Origin of the sequence: Priestia sp. LL-8, assembly GCF_036227845.1 — a bacterium.
GTDB classification, from domain to species: domain Bacteria; phylum Bacillota; class Bacilli; order Bacillales; family Bacillaceae_H; genus Priestia; species Priestia zanthoxyli.
The window spans coordinates 500,666-522,189 of sequence record NZ_JAZAQH010000001.1 but is presented as its reverse complement, the minus strand read 5'-3'; the positions used below and the strand labels follow the sequence as shown (position 1 = coordinate 522,189).

The window sequence follows — 21,524 nt, the reverse complement described above, 5'->3', positions numbered from 1 at the left end:
TAAAATGGAGCAATCATTTTCAGCATTAATAGTAGATAAAAAAAGTGAAGACCAAGTGGAGGCGTCTGTCCAAGAACTGACGCTAAACGATTTGCCAGAAGGCGATGTACTTATTCGCGTTCATTATTCAGGGGTGAATTATAAAGATAGCTTAGCCAGCATCGCAAACGGCAATATTGTGACAAGCTATCCATTTGTTCCAGGTATTGACCTAGCAGGAATCGTTGTATCTTCTGACAGCCCTGATTTTAAAGAAGGTGATCGTGTCATCGCAACAAGCTATGACATTGGCGTATCACACTTTGGAGGCTACAGTGAGTATGCGCGCGTACCCAGCGAATGGATTGTCCCTCTTCCTGAAAATTTAACGTTAAAAGAAGCAATGATTATCGGAACAGCGGGCTTTACAGCTGCTTTATCTGTGCATCGCTTAGAGGAAAACCATACTAGTCCATCTAACGGCTCTGTGCTTGTAACAGGCGCTACGGGAGGTGTAGGAAGCTTTGCGGTTGCCATTCTTTCAAAATTAGGCTACAAAGTGGAAGCAAGTACGGGAAAAAGCTCGGAAGCAGCTTATTTGAAAGAGCTTGGCGCTTCCTCTATTGTAGCGCGTGAAGACGTTTATAACGGCAAATTAAAAGCATTAGGCAAGCAAAAATGGGCCGCTGCGGTTGATCCTGTGGGTGGAGAGCCTCTAGCTTCTGTCCTCAGTCAAATTCAGTACGGAGGCTCTGTAGCGGTCAGCGGGCTAACAGCTGGAGGCAAAGTGCCAACAACCGTCTTTCCCTTCATTTTAAGAGGGATTAATTTACTCGGTATCGATTCTGTTTACTGTCCAATGAATACTCGAAAAGAGATTTGGAATAGACTCGCTAATGACTTTAAGCCTGAAAGCTTCGAACCTTTCATTCAGCAGGAAATTTCACTACAACAGCTCCCTGAGGTACTTCCGACTTTATTAGAAGGACAAGCTCGAGGACGAACAATTGTGAAGCTATAAAAAAAACGGAGAAACCTAGGTTTCTCCGTTTTTTACAAACAGAAGCATGTTATTATGCATCTATTTTTGCTATTAAATCCGTCACTAATTCTTTCATGGTCACATCGGCTAAGACTTGTTCCATGGCATCTTGAGAACGTTTTAAAATCAATTCAAGAACACTTTGAATATTGGCTCCTACAGGACACTCCACATTCGGATTTTCATGCATTTGAAACAATTCTCCTTCTTCCACTGCTGCCACCGCTCGATAAACGTCTAACAACGTTATCTCGTCTAAATCTTTCAATAGATACGCTCCGCCAGCTCCGGCTTTTACACCCACGAGTCCAGCTTTCTTTAACATCCCAATTACTCGTCTTATAACAACAGGATTTGTATTTACACTGCTAGCAATCCACTCTGAAGTACTAGGATGACTGCTATCTACTTTAATTAAAGATAGTATGTGAACGGCCACGGTGAATCGACTGCTAATTTTCATTGCTCTCACTCCTATTTTGTTGTAATCATTATAGTTACAACATTTATGAAAGTCAAGCATGCTTTTTTAGAAAAGAATGTCCTCTTCTACCGCCTCATAAAAACGCAGCGTTTTCTTGATTTCCATAGCTTCAGAACATGCTTTCGTTTTCTTTTTATTCGCTTCTTTATGTTCGTTCACATGTTCTTCTCTTGAGATCCACGCTTGAAAGAACTGCTTATCTTCCCACTTGGATACAAAGACATATTCAACTTTATCTGCGGAATCTTTTTTCCAGCATTCGAACGATAAATTTCCTTTAGCTGCTTCAATTTCCGCTTTGTTTTTCTTAGCTTTTTGCTTGAGCTGTTTTTCAAATTTCTTTTCCGTTTCAAAACTTGCGTTTACAACAAACATCTTATCTCCCTTTCTAAATGAAAATGATTCTCACCAAATTATTGCATAGTAATTTTATTTTTTCAATTTATATGGATAATAAAATTACAGAAGCACAAAAAGACCGCTATTTAAGCGGTCTCCTTTTTATAAATGTTTTCGATGCACTGTTTTCCCATCATACGTGAAGGCAATTGGCTTGCCTTCCATCATCGTTTCTAAATGAACCGGTCGGCCCCAAAGCTGATGAACATACGGTACCACTTTTTCTAAGTATTTGACATCTAATTCAATTCCTTCATACCAGTGCTTTAAATAAAGCTCTCCATTTTTTAAATAGTCTCCATTCGTTACTGTGATATAAGGAAAGCCTCCGTTTACGCGCATGTTAACAAGCTGGTCTCTGACTTCCGTCCATTCTTTGTCGACGATTTTATAATCTTTTCCTTGCTTTTGGAATAAATACATGTCCTCGCGCATAACTAAATCTTTTGTTAAGTAATTGCGGATGAAGGAAATATCTGATTCAACTTCACGTACCTCAAACATCTTCTCTCTTCCTGACCCCGGCTCTACGCCTCGGCGAATCATATCTTCTGTTGGATTGTTGTAACGTTCTTCAATATCTTCAAATATTTTTAATCCTAAATAATATGGATTGATTCCCGTCTTAGATGGCTGCACAACCCCTGCATTTAGCTTGGCGAATTCTATCGCTTCATCACTCGTTAAGTCCATTTCTCGAATAATGCGCTGATGCCAAAAAGAAGCCCAGCCTTCATTCATAATTTTTGTTTCAAGCTGCGGCCAGAAATAAAGCATTTCTTCTCGCATCATCGTTAAAATGTCCCGCTGCCAATCCTCTAAATAAGGACTGTATTCTTCAATAAATAATAAGATGTCTTTTTCAGGCTGAGGCGGAAATTTTTTAAAAGACTTTGGAGGTTTTGGTTTTTTCTTTTCTTTATAGTCCAAATTCCATAAATCATCATAAGGAGAAATGATTTCTTCTTCCGATGATTCTACATCATCTATGCTCCAAGAAAGCTTGGCACGCATAAGAGACGGATCAATATGTTCCTGAATCGATAAGACAGCATCCAAAAACTTTTCTACTTCACGCTTACCGTGCTTTACTTCGTATTCTTTAATTCGATCAGCGGTCGCTGCCATACTTTCTACCATATCCCGTTTCGTGTTGGCAAAACGGCTGTTATTTTTAAAGAAGTCACAGTGGGCTAACACGTGAGCTACAATTAATTTATTTTGAATAAGCGCATTGGAATCCAATAAAAATGCATAACAAGGATCTGAATTGATAACTAATTCATAAATTTTACTCAATCCAAGATCGTAGTGTAATTTCATTTTGTAAAATTGTTTTCCAAAGCTCCAATGTGAAAAACGAGTTGGCATCCCATATGCACCAAACGTATAAATAATATCTGCCGGGCAAATTTCATAGCGCATCGGATAAAAATCCAGGCCGAAACCGCTAGCTATTTCCGTAATTTCATCAATCGCACGGTATAATTGCTTATAATCTGCTTCTTTCACGACAGCTCCCCCTTTCACTCCTTACTTCAATCTATGTACAAACATGTCAATTCATGTGTTTTCATCAAAAAGAAGCTTTATTTTTTCAAGAAAAGGGGATTTTTATTTAGTTGTCTTAAATAATGGATGTAATTTAAGTGTTACGCTGCATCATTCTTTGCCTTTCTTATCATTTAGCTGGTGCTGTACGTTTATTCTTCTTACATAATGACTACAACCTCTTTTAATTATGCACTGGTCTTTTGCCCAACATTTACAGCGTAAGAATTCCCGCAAATATCATACACTAATTTCAACTCCTCAAAAGGAGGAACGTTATTAATGGATGTAATTGATTATGATCGAGCTTTATATTACACACACCGTTCACAATGGGATAACTTATTAATTTTAATGGTTCGAACAGACGACGATTTTCTTTCAAAAAAGATTGAACATTTTTTGCACGCCTACAATTTTGAACGAAACTACCGCATCATTCAAGAAGAGCTCTATTCTTTACTACGCTACATTGATCATGCAACGGAATATTCGGAGCACAACCCGGAGCTTCTGGAAGAATCATTGTACTAGTATTTTTGATACACACACTTGGACAAAGAAGGGATGAATTCCCTTCTTTATTTTTTTATGTTGCACTAAAAATATGCATATTTTATTTCAAAAAACATCAAATAATATATGTAAACATATTTATTTTTATCGTTGACATAAAAGTGAATTCGACGTACAATCTTCAGTACATACGCTAAGATATTTCAGTACATACTGGGAGGAACATATATGAATACTAAAAGGTTTCGCACATTAGATTTAACATTAGCTGGTATGTTTGCAGCTCTTATGGCTATTGGTGCAAACATTACTTCTTGGGCACCTTTTTTACAAGTAGGCGGCGTGCCTCTTTCGCTTCAGCCTTTTTTTGTTATATTAGCAGGACTTTTACTTGGGAGCCGAATGGGTTCTATTTCGATGCTTGTATATGTATTAATTGGCATTGCCGGCGCTCCGGTATTTGCTCAATTTAAAGCAGGAATTGGTATTTTATTTGGAAGCACCGGCGGCTTTTTGCTTTCTTATATTGTCGCTGCATTTATCACAGGAAAAATTATGGAAATGCGCGGCAAGCCGACTTTTTCTATCTTTTTAATTTCATCGCTAGTTGGTATTGCCGTTATTTATTTAATTGGTACTACGTATATGTATATAGCGGTTAACTACTGGCTTGAAGCTCCTGCAATGACATATGCAGCTGCTTGGAAGATTATGTCGTGGTTTGCCGTAAAGGATCTTATTTTCACTGTTCTTGGGGCTATGCTTGCTCCGAGAATTTATAAGGCCCTACGATCTTCTTCATATTTGTCAAATACGCAATCAAATAAAGTATCCTAAAAGAAGCCTGCTCAAGTTTGAGCAGGCTTTATTTTTATACCGTTTTCACTTTATCTAGTACACGCTCCACTTCACCCATTACAGCTGTTTGTACAGCTTCTAAATGGGCAATGCTCGTTGCTTCATCTTCTGACACGACGCCAAAATAGAACTTCACCTTTGGCTCTGTACCAGACGGACGAAGGCAGAACCAAGAACCGTCCTCTAAGATATATTTTAATACATTTGATTTTGGTAATGTAATCTCTTCTACTTTTCCTGCTTTAATATGCTGGCGCTCACTTAATGTATAATCCTCTACAACCGAAACATTTAACCCTGCAATGTCAGTAGGAGGCTCATTTCTAAATGTAGCCAAAATATGCTGAATTTGCTCAGATCCTTCTTTTCCTTTAAGCGTTAAAGATTTCAGACCTTCACGATAGAAACCATATTTAGTAAACACTTGCTGAAGCGCTTCATATAGCGTCATGCCCTGCTTTTTATAATAAGCACAAGCTTCTACCGCTAGAATGGCTGCTTGTACAGCGTCTTTGTCACGAGCAAAGTCACCAATTAAATAGCCGTAGCTTTCTTCGTAGCCGAATTGGAATGTATACTCGCCCGTTTGCTCATATTGCTTAATTTTTTCACCGATAAATTTAAAACCTGTTAGAGTGTCAACAACTTGCAATCCAAATGAACGAGCAATTTGTGCGCCGATTTCTGACGTTACAATCGTTTTTAACACAACGCCATTAGCAGGCAGCACACCTTTTTCTTTCTTTTGAGAAAGCAAATAGTGAAGCAATAAAGCACCGGTTTGGTTTCCTGTTAATAACGCATATTCGCCGCTTGGATCTTTGACAGCAATTCCTAAACGGTCTGCATCTGGATCCGTTGCGATTAAGATATCGCCATCAATTTCTTTTCCTTTACGAACAGCATATTCAAATGCAGCCGGCTCTTCAGGATTCGGAGATTTAACCGTCGAGAAATTCGGATCAGGAAGTTCTTGTTCTTCAATAACCGTAACATTTCCGTAACCGATGGATTGAAGCGCGTTGCGAACTGGCTTATTAGCTGTACCATGTAGAGGTGTAAAAACTACCTTTAAGTCTTTACCTATTTCAGAAGCTAGCTCTGGATTAATTAAAATCGTTTTTAGCTTCTCATTGTATGCTTCGTCAATCGCTGAACCAATCATTTCAATAAGACCTTTTTCTTTTAGCTCCGCTTCAGATTGAACAGCTAATGTAAGTTCATTTTCCACAGCATTTACAAAGCCAACTAGTTCATCAGCTTCTTTTGGCGGCAACTGACCACCGTCTGGACCATATACTTTGTATCCATTATATTCAGGAGGATTGTGGCTCGCTGTAATAACAATACCTCCAAATGCGTTTAACTCACGCACTGCAAATGAAAGTTCAGGTGTTGGTCTTAGCTCTTCAAATACATACGTTTTAATTCCGTGACTTGCTAATGTTTTTGCTGCTTCCATCGCAAATTCAGGCGATTTGTGGCGAGAATCATATGCAATGACTACGCCTTGCTTGATAGCTTCTTCGCCAGCTTGTTTAATGTACTCAGCAAAGCCTTCAGAAGCTTTTCGGATTGTATATGTATTCATACGGTTTGTACCCGCTCCAATTTCTCCACGCATTCCGCCTGTTCCAAATTCCAATGTTTTGTAAAAACTATCTTCTAATTGTTTTTCATCACCTTTGATTGCATCCAAATTTTGACGTAATTCAGGATCTAAATTTGGGTGATTAATCCAAGATGTATACGTTTCTTTCCAACTCATAAAAAAAAAGCCCCCTTATATAAATGTAAATATGTATGAAAAGAGAAAAACGAGTAATCGTCTTTCTCTTTTTTTAACAGTCATATTATATTTCTTCGTCAAAATTTGACTTCCTGCTATTATATTATGGCTGTATTGACAAATTTTGAGGTACTTTTTTATTTTATCATGAAATACCTGTCATACGGTTAACTTTTTCATCTACTGGTACAACTGCGTCATGAAGGTGCTGTTCTAATTCATCCGTATAAGTTTTTGTTTGCTCAGGCGTCCACTTTAACTCTTCGGCCATATGAGCAATCACTTGTTTTTTCCAGCTTCTTACCCAGTTGATATCAAAGAATAAAGCGCCCGTACGTCGAATGAAGAAGTCCACTGGTTTCGAAACCATTTCTTCTTCGATACCATATTGAATTTGCAAAAATACACTAGCTGGAAGGTCGCTGTTTTTTAGCTGATCCGGACGTTCAATCATGTAGCGGTATACTTTGTCTACGTTTGAGCCATAGCGTTTTACAAGCTTTTCAGCAGCGTCACGTGATAACCCTAGTTTGATGCCTTCTTTGACTTTTTGCTCTACAAACGTTGGGAACCCGCCTGAACCTCCTACATTACCTCCAGAAATCGGTAAATGTTTAGTTTGACAGCTTTCAAATTCGCGTCCTTCTGCTTTAAAATCTTCAGCTACGCGATTTACGACAATTTCAGCCATTTTACGGTACCCAGTTAATTTCCCTCCAGCGATTGTAATTAAACCTGATTCTGATGTCCAGATTTCATCTTTACGCGAAATTTCAGAAGGATCTTTTCCTTGTTCGTGAATAAGTGGACGAACACCCGCCCAGCTTGATTCTACGTCGTCTACTGTAATATCAACCGTTGGGAACATATAGTTAATTGCATCAATAACATATTGACGGTCTTTTACAGTCATACGCGGATGTCTAGCGTCTTCTTTATAGACCGTGTCTGTTGTGCCTACGTATGTTTTTCCATCACGCGGAATCGCAAATACCATACGTCCGTCAGGTGTATCAAAGTAAATGGCTTGTTTTAACGGAAAGCGCTCTTGATCAATAACTAAGTGAATTCCTTTTGTTAATTGAAGCTGCTTGCCTTTTTTTGAATTATCTTTTTCACGCAGCGTGTCCACCCATGGACCTGCAGCGTTGACGATTTTTTTTGCATAGATATTATATTCTTTATTCGTAAGCTGATCGCGAACAACAGCCCCTACTACTTTTCCTTTATCGTAGATGAAGTTTTCCACTTTTGTGTAATTGACTAAATCTGCTCCTCTTGCGGCAGCTTCTTTAGCTACTTCAATCGTTAAACGTGCATCATCTGTTTTATATTCAACGTAGTAACCGCCGCCTTTTAACTCTTTAGATTTCACCAGTGGCTCGCGTCTAAGCGTTTCTTCTGCACTAAACATTTTGCGGCGCTCTGCACGTTTTACCCCTGCTAAGAAATCATATACGCGCAGTCCAATTGAAGTTGAGAATTTCCCAAATGTTCCACCCGTATGGAAAGGTAACAGCATCCACTCCGGAGTCGTTACATGAGGGCCATTTTCATATACAATGGCACGTTCTTTACCAACTTCGGCTACCATTTTAACTTCAAACTGTTTTAAATAGCGTAGACCGCCGTGAACAAGCTTCGTTGAACGACTAGATGTTCCTGCTGCGAAATCCTGCATTTCAACTAATGCCGTTTTCATGCCTCGATGAGTCGCATCAAGTGCAATACCTGATCCAGTAATTCCCCCACCAATTACTAATAAATCATATTGATTTTGTGTCATGTCTACCAATTTATTCGAACGTGTTTGACTTGAAAACATACGTCATTCCCCTTTCATTTTTCAAAGATATCAAAATTTTCCAATATACAAAAAGAGAGACCACAAATCACATATATAGTATGCCTACATATGGATCTGTGGTCTCTCCGATTCTCCAACCAATTTATTAACTTGAATACATTATATCATACATGCGCTTTTAATTAAAGGGTTTTCATCAAATAATTACTTAAAAGCCATTGTTGCATGTACGGCTTTTTTCCAGCCGCTATATAATTCTTCACGTTGTTCTTCTTCCATATTTGGTTCGAAAGATTTTTCCATATTCCACTGCTGCGCAATTTCATCACAATCTTTCCAGTAGCCGACCGCTAGACCCGCTAAATATGCTGCCCCAAGAGCGGTTGTTTCATTCACTTGAGGACGCTCAACAGGAACATTTAACACATCACTTTGGAACTGCATTAAGAAATTATTCTTAACTGCTCCTCCGTCTACACGCAATGTTTTTAATGTAATTCCAGAGTCTGCTTCCATCGCGCTTAATACGTCTCTTGTTTGATAAGCTAGTGATTCAAGCGTTGCACGAATAAAGTGTTCTTTTTTTGTACCGCGAGTCAATCCAAACATCGCTCCACGTACATCGCTATCCCAATATGGCGTTCCAAGTCCTACGAAAGCTGGCACAATATATACGCCGTCTGTAGACTCTACTCGTGTTGCATAGTTTTCAGTTTCAGCCGCATTTTTAAACATTCTTAAACCGTCGCGAAGCCACTGAATAGCAGATCCTGCTACAAAAATACTGCCTTCAAGCGCATATTCTACTTTTCCGTTAATCCCCCATGCTAATGTAGTTAATAAGCCGTGATCGGACTTAACTGCTTTTTCACCCGTATTCATGAGCATAAAGCAGCCTGTTCCATAGGTGTTTTTTGCCATTCCTTTTTCATAGCAAGCTTGTCCAAATAAAGCGGCTTGCTGATCCCCTGCTGCTCCAGCAATTGGAATGTTTTTACCAAAGAAATGATAATCTACTGTATGAGCGTATACTTCAGAAGAAGGCTTTACTTCTGGAAGCATTGATTTCGGTACCCCTAAGATATCTAGCAGTTCATCATCCCATTTTAAATCGTAGATATTGAACATAAGCGTGCGGGATGCGTTTGAGTAATCCGTTACATGCGCCTTTCCGCCTGATAACTTCCAAATTAACCATGTATCAATTGTTCCGAATAACAATTCACCGTTTTCTGCTTTTTCTCGTGCACCTTCTACGTTATCTAAAATCCACTTTACTTTTGTTCCAGAGAAGTATGCATCAATTAATAATCCCGTTTTGTCGCGGAACGTATCGTTTAATCCTTTTGCTTTTAACTCTTCACAAATACCAGACGTTTGTCGAGACTGCCATACGATTGCATTGTATATCGGCTTTCCTGTTGCTTTTTCCCATACTACTGCTGTTTCACGCTGATTGGTAATTCCAATTCCTTCAATTTGATCAGCATGAACACCTGACTCAGATAGACAAGATGCAATAACGGCAAGGATAGAACCCCAAATTTCACTAGCATTATGCTCTACCCAACCTGGTTTTGGGAAGTACTGCGTAAACTCTTTTTGAGCTACATGTACAACTTCACCTTTTTTATTAAATAACATTGCTCGTGAGCTTGTTGTTCCTTGGTCTAAAGATAAAATAAATTTTTCCATATCAATATCCCCTATTCTCTGTATAGTGTCGTTTCTTTATTGTACATAGTTAGATGGTAAAGCGCATTCATTTTTTTGGTACTACTGCTGATTGAATTTGTGCTGCTTTTTGTTTAGAAACAGCGTAAATAACAGCTAAAACAATCACCGCAATGCTTAAGACAATCCATAAGCTGCTAGACGTTTTATTTAAGAATGCCGCTTGATAAAATACTGCGCCAATTGATCCGCCTAATAAAGGACCCACTACTGGCACCCAAGCGTATTTCCAGTTCGAGCTGCCTTTGCCAGGTATCGGCAAGATAGCATGAGCGATACGTGGTCCTAAATCACGAGCAGGGTTTATGGCATAGCCTGTTGTTCCTCCTAATGATAAACCGATACTTACGATTAAAAACCCTACTACTAAAGGATTTAATCCATCTGTAAATTTATTTGCTCCAATTGCTAAGATTCCTACAACTAATACAAACGTCCCAATTGCCTCACTTAAAACGTTTGCAAATGGGTTAGCAATTGCTGGTCCCGTTGCGAATACGCCTAATTTTGTACCGGCATCTTTTGTTTCTTTCCAGTGTGGAAGATAGTGTAAATAAACAACTGTTGCACCAAGAATCGCTCCAATAAACTGAGCTAAGATGTACATCGGTACTTGTGACCACGGAAAATCACCTGTAATAGCAAGAGCTACGGTTAACGCTGGGTTTAAGTGTGCCCCACTCATATTACCAACCGCATATGCTGCCATCGCTACCGCCATTCCCCATCCCATTGTGATAACGATCCATCCTGAATTAGCAGCAAACGATTTTTTTAAATTGACGCCCGCACATACACCAGCGCCAAGGATAATTAAAATCATTGTTCCAATTATTTCTCCTAAGAATGCTTGCATATAAATAACCTCCCCTTTGTATGAAAACGATTAAAATAACAAGAAAATAAGAAAATCCACCATACATCCCCCTAATAAAATCATTAAAAGGCTATACCGTGGATCTCCTATTCTCCCTCACATCTATTAACTTATCTAGAAGTTTACTAGATGATGAAAGCGTTGTCAAACAGTTTTTTTAAGTTGAAATACTCCACAGTTCTCTATTTGATGTTGTAACAGCAGAAGCCCCGGCTTCTAAAGCATTATGAACTTCTTCTGCCGTTCGTATTAAACCTCCAGCTAACACAGGAATGCCCGTTTCAGCTTTAACTTCTTGGATTAAAGTGGGCACAATTCCAGGAAGAAGCTCAATATAATCCGGTTTTACTTTCTTCATTAACTCGTAGCTTTTCTTCAAAGCCGTGCTGTCTAATAAAAAGACCCGTTGAATGGCATAAATCCCTCTTTGTTTAGCTTTTAAAATAACGTTTGTTCTTGTCGAAATAATTCCCGCAGGCTTAAACTCCTGACACAAAAAATCAACCGCATATTCATCGTGCTTTAAGCCATGAATTAAGTCTAAATGAATAATTAGCTTTTTTTCATGCTTATGGACTTCTTTCATGATTCCTTTTAGCATGCCCACTTGATTGTCTAAAAGAACTCCGTACTCATAATTACTTGCTAAAAACTTTTCCAATTGCTTCATATCTCGAACAGCGGGTAATACCGATTGTCCATGAAAACTCATGTTTTCCCCTCTTTTCCATGGTTAGTCCACAAAATTCATTGTAATAGTTTTTATTATGGCAAAAGTTGAAATAAAAAACACCATGCATTTGCATGATGTCTTTAGAAACTGCGTTATTTTTTATATTTAATATTGTAAACGTCGTGGCGTCGGTCTTTTAATTGACGAACCGTTCCTGATTGACGCTGGCGGCGAAGAATTTCTAAATCTACATCTCCAATAACCACCATTTCAATATTAGGATTACATTCTCCTACAATACCGTCTCGTGCAAATTCAAAATCAGACGGTGCAAAAATAGCAGACTGCGCATACTGAATATCCATGTTTTCTGTTTCAGGCAGGTTTCCAACTGTACCTGCGATAACCGTATAAATTTGGTTTTCGATCGCGCGCGCCTGAGAACAGTATCTTACGCGCAGATAGCCTTGACGGTCTTCCGTACAGAATGGCGTAAAAATAATATTTGCACCTTTATCGGTAGCAATACGAGCAAGCTCCGGAAATTCAATGTCATAGCAAATTTGGATGGCAATTTTACCGCAATCTGTATCAAACACTTCAACTTTATCTCCTGGACTAATTCCCCACCATTTTCTTTCATTAGGTGTAATATGCACTTTATACTGCTTTTCAATTGTTCCATCTCGGCGGAATAAATACGCAATATTAAAGATATCTCCATTATCTTCTTCGACGAAGTGGGATCCTCCAATAATATTTACGTTATATTTAACCGCTAAGTTGGTGAATAGCTCAATGTACTCTTCTGTATATTCTGCTACGCGCTGAACCGCTTTGCTTGGAATCTTTTCATTCAAGAAAGACATTAGCTGAGTTGTAAAAATTTCCGGGAATACGCAGAAGTCGGCTTTTGCGTCATAAGCAACATCTGTATAATATTCTACCTGTGTTGCAAACTCTTCAAATGAATTGATCTGTTTCATCATATACTGAACAACACAAATACGCACTGGGAATGACGTTTTAAAATGGCGTTTTGAACGGCGAACGTAATCTACGTTGTTCCATTCCATCAGCGTTGCATACTTATTAGAAGCTAGATCATCGGGAAGATAACCAGGGTTTATACGCATAAGCGTAAATCCGTTCATTAGCTGAAAAGATAGCACTGGATCATAAATTTTATGATGAATAACTTGCTCTACATACTCTCTAGGCGACATTTCAGCTGAATGCTTATGGTAATTAGGAATTCTTCCTCCGATGATGATACTTTTCAGGTTCAATTCACGTGCTAAATCTTTACGCGCTTCATATAAGCGGCGTCCTATTTTCATGCCGCGATACTTTGGATGAACCATTACTTCAATCCCATACAGATTGTAGCCTTCCGGGTTATGATTTGTAATGTATCCTTCGTCCGTAATATCGTCCCACGTATGCTGATCATCGTACTCATCAAAGTTCACAATCAAGCTTGAACAAGATCCGATAATTTCCCCGTCGTACTCTGCACATATTTGTCCTTCTGGAAAAATGGCCAGATGACTTTCAAGCTGTTCTTTTTTCCACGGATCCATTCCCGGGAATGATAGCTTTTGAAGTGCTAAAATTTCATCTATATCGTCCGGTTTGATGTTACGAATAATCATTTTTTTCTCGAATTTTGATAAATCTATTGTAGACATACGCTAAAACAACCCTTTCTCTCTCTTCATTAGGCAATTAGTTTCCCTGTTTTTTATTATAATAAACATTATTAAAAATTCAAAAAATGAGGTTAAGATATAACGAAATGAATCCAATCTAAAGACGAACAAATGGATACATTACCTCGTATGGATAGCTTGTGACACCGCTGTTGATTTCCGTGCAAGACTCCGCTTTCCGCGGGAGTCTTCGCCTTGCCCTCCCATCAACTGCTAGAAGGAACGAAACAGATGAAACCTACGTTCACCATAATAAAAAAACGAACCAAGAATCAAACATTTTGATCAATGGTTCGTTTTTCACTTAGGCTAAAATACTTTTGCCTCAGCCTCATTTTCTATTTGCAAATATCTAATTTTATGGATGTCTTTTTATTAGGATAATTTTCAATAAATCCTGGTCCTAAAGAGACTTTAATGCCATTTATTTTATATACATTATAGCGTTCACCGCGATTTAACGTGCGAATCTTTACCCATTTTCCTTTTTCTTCTTTTAACAAAACCATCGGTGATTGAATCGTTACAAAACCAATTTGGCCTTTTGAGAGCTTTTTTGTTTTACAAAGATTCTGGGCGACTGAAGCACTGCTTACTTTGTATTTGTTTTTAACAGCGATTGAATCAAAACTTTGAGAATGAAATTGACCAATAACCACTTTTGTACCGGTTTGAACGCGGTCAAACAGCCAGCGTACCTCTTCATCATACATACGAATGCACCCTGAACTTGCGTAAGTCCCGATAGAACTTGGATTATTATTTCCATGAATAGCGTACGTCGTGCCATACGTTCCGCGCGCATTTAATCCTAGCCAGCGATCACCTAGCGGATTTCTAGGATCTCCTCCCCGAATGTTGTCTTTATAATAAGGCCGGTTTTTAATTTTATTCACAATGCTAAAGGTACCTTCTGGTGTATAACTCATCTGCCTCCCTGTCGCAACTTTGAACGTCTTTACCAATTTGCCTCCATCATAAAAAGCAAGTGTGTTAGTAGATTTGTTAATGATAACAAGTTGATTGGACGCCGCAGAAGCGTTGCCTGTCAGACCCATCCCCGCGAGTAAAAAAACAAGCCCAACAAAAAAAACAGCCACCTTTTTCATTTATCGACTCCCCCAATTTCTCTTATATCTATATAAGAAAAGTATAGGATGAAAGGCAAACCATCAGAACACTTTTTACCTTATAAGTCAAAATACAATAAAATCTTTCACGCACCCCTTTTTACTGACAAAAAGCAATAATGTACATAACAAAAAAACGGCCCTTTAAAGGGCCGTTTCATTTGTATTTAAAGCTTCACTTCAACTTTTGCGTTTTTCTTGAGTTCTTCAACTTTTTTCTCTAATGCTTCTTGTTTCTTTTGTTGTTCAAGCTGCTGCTTAATTTGAGGCTTTACGTCTTCAAGCTTTGGCATTTGAGATTGTTCTTTACCGCCGCTTGCTTGACTTTGGCTTTGTTTTGCAAATTGATCGTAATAATCTTGAATTTCTTTATCTGTTACTTCTGGTGTTTGGATGTCTTTATCTACGTACTGCTGATATTTAATGCTGTCAGCCAGCTCAGACTTTAATTGTGATTGAGTTATTCCTGCATCTTTTAATGCCGCTTTAAACTGTTTATCTGTCTTGAACTGCTTTTTCGTTTCTTTGAACTTTTTATCTACTTCTTCATCAGTTGCTTTATAGCCTTTGTTTTCAGCTTCTTGCAATAGCAGCGTTTGACCTACTAAATTGTCAATTGTTTGCTGCTTTACTTGTTTAGCTGCTTCTTTAGAAGTTGGGTCTTGTCCCATTTGTTGGTACTGATTTTGTGATGTAGCCAGGGCTGCATTATATTCTTCACCCGAAACTTTTTTACCGTTTACAACTGCTACGGTTTTCTTTTCATCTACTTTTTGTTTATCTAATTTCTTCTGCATTTCTTTTGCTTGCTTTTCCTGCTTTTCCTGCGCCTCTTTTTGCTGCTCAGTTTGTGCAGTTTTTTGATCATCGCTCTTTGATTGCTTTGCATCATCGTTTGAACCACAAGCTGTTAAAGCTGCAGCAATTAACCCAATGAGCAATGTATACATCAGTTTTTTCATGATTAATCTCCTTTCATAATCCCAAACGATTATTAGCTATTCGAAAAAATCATCTAGGGGGCATTGTATATGATATAGGCGTAAAAAGAAACCATTTAGGCTCATTTTAAACATATGTAATAAGATTGAAACGTTCTGTAATCTTATGAAAGGTAAATGCTTTCGTTTATACGACCTGTCTAATCATAACATTATTTAGTATGATTTACATAATTTGCAGCTAGTTATTCGTGGTACATTTTCTTTAAGTCGAGTTTTCAGTAACTTTATAGCTCTCGTTACATTAAAGATGACAGTATTTGATCACATAATCTCATCGTTTTTACATTGTCGCTCCCACTGGAAAGAGGTTCTTTTTCACTTACACAACACTCAATAAAATGAGCCATCTCTCCAACAAACCCACGAAGATAAAGATCTCGATAAGCTCCCGACATTGGAGAAGCAGAAGGTGTAAACACACGATCGTTTTCTTTTAATGATTTCCACGGTAATTCATCAAAAGTCTGGGATTCGTGAATAGTTAATGAATTTATTTCGTCAACAAAAGCAAAACCATCATCAAATGTCACTAATAAGTTTTCACTTTCTCGAGACCACGCTGTCATGCCGGTAAAATAAAGACTCCCGACCGTACCATTTTCAAACTTTAGCGAAATACTATTTGAAATATACTCACGATGATTATTTCTAAAACCTGTCACGTGAACAACTTCTCCGAACAAGTGACGAACAAGATCGACAATATGTATAGCAGCCAGCTTCACAAACTGTTCTTCATTTTTACAAAAAGGGGTGCTGTCTACAGCAAATCTTGCTTGAAATGAACGAACACTTCCTAGGCTACCTTCTTCAATTAATTCTTTTAACTTCATATAAAAAGGCGCATAGCGCTTCATAAAACCTACCATAACTTTTACGCCAGCTTGCTTAGCAGCATCTGAAATCTCTTTTGCTTCTCTTTCATTCATCCCCAAAGGCTTGTCCACATAAACATTTTGTCCTGCTCGAATGCAATCAAGCACCAAAGCAGGATGATCTTTAGGCTGTGCCACAACCACTACTCCATCGCACTTTTCTTGTTTTAGCATTTTCTTATAATCATCGTACGGCGTACCGCTGCTCCCAAATCGTTGAAGAGCAGTTTTTGATCTTTCGATACTGCGTGTGGAAATTGCTTTAATTTCTGCTCCCGCTTCAATAACAGAGGGGTAAATGTTCGTTGATGCGTGAAAGCCTGCACCGATAAAACATAATTTTGCTTTCGTCATGTTTTCGCTCCTATTTATTTTTTGATGGATTTATACAAGTTTGACCATATCACAAGCTCTTTTTGAATGTCCAATAGAAGTCTGAAATATATGATTCAAAAGAAAAAAAGCATGTGATACATGCTTTTTTTCTTTAATTTATGTATGAATTGTAAAACGATTCATACGAATACGTAATCAAATTGTTTTCTTTTGCAAAACACTCAATGGAAACAGGAAATAAGAACCCGTATTTTTTTAAAATTGCAATATTTTTTTCGAATTGCTCGCAGTCGCTTTCTTCAATCGGCCGATGTTGAATCGCTTCAATCACGGCAATTATTGTCTGAAGGCTACTAATGACTTGCAATGCTTCATCGAGTAAGCCATTATATAAATGGTCTGTACAATAATCTGGATTTAATAATTGATCAGGATTAAGCTTATCTACAGATACATACCGAGGTAACAAGTCATAGCGAAGCTGTTCAGTCAACTCTTCTATGTAATTCTCCATTTCTGGCGGAGCTGCTTGGGCAATTTTCATGGTTACCCCCCCTTTTTTCTCTTAACTTATGTCTCTTTATTTAGCATAACATAAACATAAAACGAGAACTTCAGGTAGTTATTTCCTCCTAATTATTTACAAGTTCTTTTTAAAGATTAAAGGATATTTACTAGTATGTAAGGAAGGGATTAAATATGAGTATACACGGCCAATGGCTAGAAGATAAAATCACAAAAAATGATGCAGGGCAAACAATTGAAGATTATTTAAAAACGAAATGGCATATTCCCAAAAAAACGTTGCATCAGTTTCGGATGAATAAAAATGTGCTTATAAACGGTGAGCCTGTACCATGGAGGAATACTCTTAAGGAAAATGATAGAGTATCACTCCCTTTTTTTGAAGCAGAACCTAATGAAATAACACCTTACAATGTTAATATAGAGATTTTGTTTGAAGATGAACACGTGCTAATCGTAAACAAACCAATAAACATAGATACTCATCCTTCATCAGAGCAGGACCAAAAAACTCTTTTAAATGCTGTAGCTGCTTATTTTCAAAAAATAGGCCTCCAAACAAAACCTAGACACGTTCACCGTTTGGACAGCGATACATCAGGTGCTATCTTATTCACGAAGCATTTTGTAGCAAGCTCTGTGTTTGACCAGCTGCTGGCTGAACGTAAAATTAATCGGACTTATGTTGCTCTTGTCCAAGGAATCATGAAAAAAGAGCAAGGAATCGTTAATGAACCTATTGGACGCGATCGCCATCACGCTACGAGAAGAAGAGTATCTAGAACGGGACAAGCTGCCAAAACATCTTATCGGGTGTTAAAGCGCAATACGGCCAAAAATGAAACGCTTATTGAACTTTCGCTCGAGACCGGACGCACTCACCAAATTCGTGTTCATATGAGTCACATCGGCTATCCATTACTTGGTGATACTCTTTATGGCGGAAAGAGATTAAAAGATCAGCAGCAAGCTTTACATGCCATTAAGCTTTCTTTTATACACCCGTTTACACATCAGCGCGTGTCAGCCGTTGCACCTCCAACTCAGCAGGTTTTTTTACCGTATAGCAACTTGTTTTCCTATTAAATAAAAAAGAGCGCCAATATGTTATTGGCGCTCTTTTTTATTTAATTTTAAATTGACGAATCAAGTTCGCCAATTCTTCACTAATCTCTTGCAGATGTTCAGCCGATTGAGAAACAGTAGAAATAGCTCTAATTTGTTCTTCTGTAGAAGCCGTAATTTCTTCAGTTCCCGCAGCTGATTGCTGTGCAATAGCTGCTATGCTTTGAATGGCCGCTACCACGTCTTCCTTATGCTCATTAATACTATCCATGCTGCTTGTCACATGTTCGACAGCCGCCGCCACTTGTTCAATCGTGGTTGCAATTTCATGAAAAGCTTGTTCTGTATCTCCTACCACAAAGTCTTGAGACTTTGAAAGCTCTTCTGTACGGTTGCATTCTTCACGCGCAGCTGCGACTTCTCCTTGAATCGCTGCAATCGTATGGCGAACTTGTTCAGTGGCCTGAGAGGACTGTTCAGCAAGTTTTCGCACTTCTTCAGCTACTACCGCAAATCCTTTGCCATGTTCTCCTGCACGAGCTGCTTCAATACTAGCATTTAATGCAAGTAAATTTGTCTGGTCTGAAATACTATTAATCGTGAAAATAATAGATTCAATTTTTTTCATCTTATTTGTTAATTCTTCCATTACAGCTTGAACAGCGTGAATCGTTTGAGATGATTCAGTGGTTTGGTTGCGAAGGAGCTGCATTTGTTTTAAACCTTTTTCATTGATGCTTACAGCTTCAATCGTCATTTTATTAATCTGTGCGTTTTGTTCAATGACTTCTTCAATTTGCGAAGATAAACTCATCGTTTTATGATTAGTAGAGTCAGCATCAGAAGCTTGCTGCGTCGCCCCGCTCGCAATCTCATGGATAGCCCGGCCGATTTCCTCACTGGATGCAGTTGCTTCTTCAGATACGGCACTCAAATCTTCAACAGACGTTTTTACTGTCTCAACAGACGTCTGAACTGTTCCAATCAACGTTTTCATTTTAGCAACCATATCATTAAATAAATGAGTAAGCTCCCCAATTTCATCTTTTGACTTCGTCTTCACCTGAACCGTTAAATCGCCCGCTGTTACTTTGGCTACTTCATCTTTTAAGCGGCGAACCGGGTTAGTAATGATTCTTGAGAAAAAGATGGTTAACACGACTGATAATAAAATACCAATTAACGCAATCCAAATAATTACATTTAATAAATGATGAGCGCTTGCGAGCATTTCATTATAAATAAAGGCATTCCCTATCTTCCAATTCGTCCCTTCAAGAGTTTCGTATGCCATCACTCTCTCTTCGCCTTGAAAGGTATATTTCATGAAACCACTATTTCGATCTGCTTCATACATTTTTTGTATAAATGGCTGTTCCATTAAATTCTTTCCAGTTTCTGTTGGATGGACAAGAGCGGTAGCATTTTTGTCAAATAAAAATGCATATCCACCATAATTTACTTCCGCTTTTCCTACGATTGCTTTTAATGCATCTAAATCTAAATCAGTAGCTATAACGCCCAGCACCTTTTGAGTATCTGGGTCCAAAATGGCCTTTGCAATCGTCACGACTGTCTTTTTTGTTGCTGCATCCTCATATGGATCCGTATAAATTACTTGATCAGGTGATGCCACTGCTTGTTTGTACCAAACTCTTGAAGTCGGGTCATAACCTGATCCGTACTCTTGCTTAGGAACAGAATACATTCCTTTATTTTTTGTGCCTATGTATTCAAGTACTAAGTTAGGATACTTTTCTTTAAACTGTGTAAACTCTTTTTGAACTGTGTTCCATGTAAAATACGGATTTTTCTCTTGGTTTGTTTGATCTCCTTCTTGCTTAACAAAATTAACAATTACATCATTTTCACTATACGTCAGCAAAGAACGACTATACATGTCTAAGTACGTATGAATCGTTTCTCTTAACTCTTTCACTTGACTTTGAGACTGAACTTCTACATCTTTTTCTATTTGTGTTTTGGTAAATTGATAAACAGCCCCTGAAACAACTAATAATAAAATAGCTATAAAAATACTAAAAAATACTACGAGTTTTGCACTTAACCTCTTCATTCCCTCACCCTTCTACAAAAATCTTTATATTACTAATAACGGCTTTTCATTTTCACTTTTGAAGAAGTTTTTGTGATTTATTTCAAATTTCCCCAAAAATAAAACCAGCTCATCCTTTCATAACGAAAGAACGTGCTGGTTTTATTTTTGCTTTTCGTATGCATCAGGTTCAATATGAACAAGCGTATCTTTAATCTGATGCTCATCGTTCATCATATGTTCAATTTGATCAGCAATTTCATGGCTTTTAATAACATTTAAATGAGGATCTACTTTAACAGTTACATCAATCACGACTTGATTACCAAGCTTGCGCGCTTTCACATCTTCTACTTCTTTTACCCCTTCTACAAGCCCAATGCTTTCTTTGTAGTGTCCTAACTTTTCTTCATCAAATCCGTCCGTTAAAGAATGAGCCGCTTCTTTAAAAATCTCGATGGCTGTTTTACAAATAATAATTCCCACAGCAAAAGCAGCTACCACGTCCAGCCAGGGCAAGCCGAATTGCGAGCCGAAAATTCCCACAACAGCCCCTATGCTCACAAGTGCATCAGACAAATTATCTTTAGCAACCGCATATAAAGACTGGCTATCAAGTTTTTTAGCAAGCTTAATATTATATCGGTAGACACCACCCATAACAGCAGCCGCTCCAAGACCTACCCAAGCAGCCAGTAAATTGGGCGCTTCAGATTTGTCCATAAATAATGACTGACCCGCATCGACCAATACTTCTAGTCCAATGACCATCATGATAAAAGAAGCAATAAGTGAAGAGATATGTTCCGCTCTGGAATGTCCATAGGGATGATCATTATCACGAGGTTTTTTAGAGATTTTTAAGCCGACTAAGACGGCAATTGATGCAATAATATCTGTAACATTATTAAGACCGTCGGCTTTTAATGCAGAGGAAGCGGTGACACCCGCAATAATAAGTTTACATGCTGATAAAAAGATATATGATAAGATACTAACCCAAGCGCCTTTTTGGGCTTGCTCATAGTAGTTCTCCATCCCTTCAACTCCTTTATTCAAAATAAGCAAACTTAGTGTAACAAATGGATTTCGTGTGGGTCTATAGAAACATT

The 21,524-nt window shown here is 38.2% G+C and carries 19 protein-coding genes; 4 read left to right on the top strand and 15 right to left on the bottom strand.

Translation table 11 applies throughout. The features are described from left to right. The first annotated feature begins 4 nt into the window (after window positions 1–4). Window positions 5–1,000 (top strand): NADPH:quinone oxidoreductase family protein, encoded by a 996-nt coding sequence (locus U9R83_RS02760; RefSeq protein WP_014461704.1) that lies wholly within the window; start codon window positions 5–7, stop codon window positions 998–1,000. A 52-nt stretch (window positions 1,001–1,052) separates the two neighbouring features. Here the strand turns inward: U9R83_RS02760 and U9R83_RS02755 are convergent, their stop codons facing one another. From U9R83_RS02755 to U9R83_RS02745, 3 genes are all read right to left on the bottom strand, one after another. Then, window positions 1,053–1,484: an Rrf2 family transcriptional regulator gene (locus U9R83_RS02755; protein WP_014461705.1), complete on the bottom strand. Its 432-nt coding sequence runs from the start codon at window positions 1,482–1,484 to the stop codon at window positions 1,053–1,055. A 66-nt stretch (window positions 1,485–1,550) separates the two neighbouring features. Beyond that, window positions 1,551–1,880 (bottom strand): antibiotic biosynthesis monooxygenase family protein, encoded by a 330-nt coding sequence (locus U9R83_RS02750; protein ID WP_014461706.1) that lies wholly within the window; start codon window positions 1,878–1,880, stop codon window positions 1,551–1,553. A 126-nt stretch (window positions 1,881–2,006) separates the two neighbouring features. Further along, window positions 2,007–3,416: a SpoVR family protein gene (locus U9R83_RS02745; RefSeq protein WP_014461707.1), complete on the bottom strand. Its 1,410-nt coding sequence runs from the start codon at window positions 3,414–3,416 to the stop codon at window positions 2,007–2,009. Window positions 3,417–3,737: 321 nt separating this feature from the next. Between U9R83_RS02745 and U9R83_RS02740 the strand changes: the two genes are divergently transcribed. Together U9R83_RS02740 and U9R83_RS02735 are read left to right on the top strand one after the other, a co-directional pair. Continuing rightward, complete coding sequence (locus U9R83_RS02740; protein WP_013055267.1) at window positions 3,738–3,989, top strand: YhdB family protein; 252 nt, start codon at window positions 3,738–3,740, stop codon at window positions 3,987–3,989. A gap of 210 nt (window positions 3,990–4,199) precedes the next feature. Next, the gene (locus U9R83_RS02735; protein ID WP_243550217.1) at window positions 4,200–4,808 is read left to right on the top strand and encodes a biotin transporter BioY; all 609 of its coding nucleotides are present in this window, start codon (window positions 4,200–4,202) and stop codon (window positions 4,806–4,808) included. 34 nt (window positions 4,809–4,842) lie between these two features. Here U9R83_RS02735 and U9R83_RS02730 read toward each other — a convergent pair whose 3' ends face one another. From U9R83_RS02730 to U9R83_RS02685, 10 genes are all read right to left on the bottom strand, one after another. Beyond that, window positions 4,843–6,597 (bottom strand): phospho-sugar mutase, encoded by a 1,755-nt coding sequence (locus U9R83_RS02730; protein ID WP_328575061.1) that lies wholly within the window; start codon window positions 6,595–6,597, stop codon window positions 4,843–4,845. Window positions 6,598–6,763: 166 nt separating this feature from the next. Next, complete coding sequence (locus U9R83_RS02725; protein WP_115653016.1) at window positions 6,764–8,443, bottom strand: glycerol-3-phosphate dehydrogenase/oxidase; 1,680 nt, start codon at window positions 8,441–8,443, stop codon at window positions 6,764–6,766. A gap of 186 nt (window positions 8,444–8,629) precedes the next feature. Next, window positions 8,630–10,120 (bottom strand): glycerol kinase GlpK, encoded by a 1,491-nt coding sequence (glpK, locus tag U9R83_RS02720; RefSeq protein WP_014461712.1) that lies wholly within the window; start codon window positions 10,118–10,120, stop codon window positions 8,630–8,632. Window positions 10,121–10,187: 67 nt separating this feature from the next. Beyond that, entirely contained in the window at window positions 10,188–11,015 is an 828-nt protein-coding gene (locus U9R83_RS02715) for an MIP/aquaporin family protein (RefSeq protein WP_115653014.1), read from the bottom strand. Window positions 11,016–11,193: 178 nt separating this feature from the next. Continuing rightward, window positions 11,194–11,748 carry a glycerol-3-phosphate responsive antiterminator gene (locus U9R83_RS02710; RefSeq protein WP_028412593.1) on the bottom strand — a complete coding sequence of 185 codons (555 nt, stop codon included), beginning with the start codon at window positions 11,746–11,748 and terminating at the stop codon, window positions 11,194–11,196. A gap of 113 nt (window positions 11,749–11,861) precedes the next feature. After that, on the bottom strand, window positions 11,862–13,400 hold the full coding sequence (locus U9R83_RS02705; RefSeq protein ID WP_013055260.1) for a carbon-nitrogen hydrolase family protein: 1,539 nt from the start codon (window positions 13,398–13,400) through the stop codon (window positions 11,862–11,864). A gap of 359 nt (window positions 13,401–13,759) precedes the next feature. Beyond that, window positions 13,760–14,530: a L,D-transpeptidase gene (locus U9R83_RS02700; RefSeq protein ID WP_014461717.1), complete on the bottom strand. Its 771-nt coding sequence runs from the start codon at window positions 14,528–14,530 to the stop codon at window positions 13,760–13,762. Between the two features lie 188 nt (window positions 14,531–14,718). Beyond that, a complete protein-coding gene (locus U9R83_RS02695) occupies window positions 14,719–15,513 on the bottom strand; it encodes a SurA N-terminal domain-containing protein (RefSeq protein ID WP_014461718.1) in 795 nt (264 codons plus the stop codon). Between the two features lie 278 nt (window positions 15,514–15,791). Continuing rightward, the gene (locus tag U9R83_RS02690) at window positions 15,792–16,784 is read right to left on the bottom strand and encodes a Gfo/Idh/MocA family protein (RefSeq protein WP_243550212.1); all 993 of its coding nucleotides are present in this window, start codon (window positions 16,782–16,784) and stop codon (window positions 15,792–15,794) included. Window positions 16,785–16,917: 133 nt separating this feature from the next. Further along, window positions 16,918–17,310, bottom strand: a complete 393-nt coding sequence (locus U9R83_RS02685; RefSeq protein WP_014461720.1) for a YhcU family protein — start codon at window positions 17,308–17,310, stop codon at window positions 16,918–16,920. Window positions 17,311–17,465: 155 nt separating this feature from the next. Here U9R83_RS02685 and U9R83_RS02680 point away from each other — a divergent pair, with 155 nt between their 5' ends. Further along, window positions 17,466–18,377: an RluA family pseudouridine synthase gene (locus U9R83_RS02680; RefSeq protein ID WP_243550210.1), complete on the top strand. Its 912-nt coding sequence runs from the start codon at window positions 17,466–17,468 to the stop codon at window positions 18,375–18,377. A gap of 37 nt (window positions 18,378–18,414) precedes the next feature. Here U9R83_RS02680 and U9R83_RS02675 read toward each other — a convergent pair whose 3' ends face one another. Both U9R83_RS02675 and U9R83_RS02670 read right to left on the bottom strand, forming a co-directional pair. Continuing rightward, window positions 18,415–20,433, bottom strand: coding sequence for a methyl-accepting chemotaxis protein (locus tag U9R83_RS02675; RefSeq protein ID WP_140451888.1), 2,019 nt, complete (start codon window positions 20,431–20,433; stop codon window positions 18,415–18,417). A gap of 141 nt (window positions 20,434–20,574) precedes the next feature. Further along, window positions 20,575–21,450 (bottom strand): cation diffusion facilitator family transporter, encoded by an 876-nt coding sequence (locus U9R83_RS02670; protein WP_028414323.1) that lies wholly within the window; start codon window positions 21,448–21,450, stop codon window positions 20,575–20,577. Window positions 21,451–21,524 lie beyond the last annotated feature (74 nt).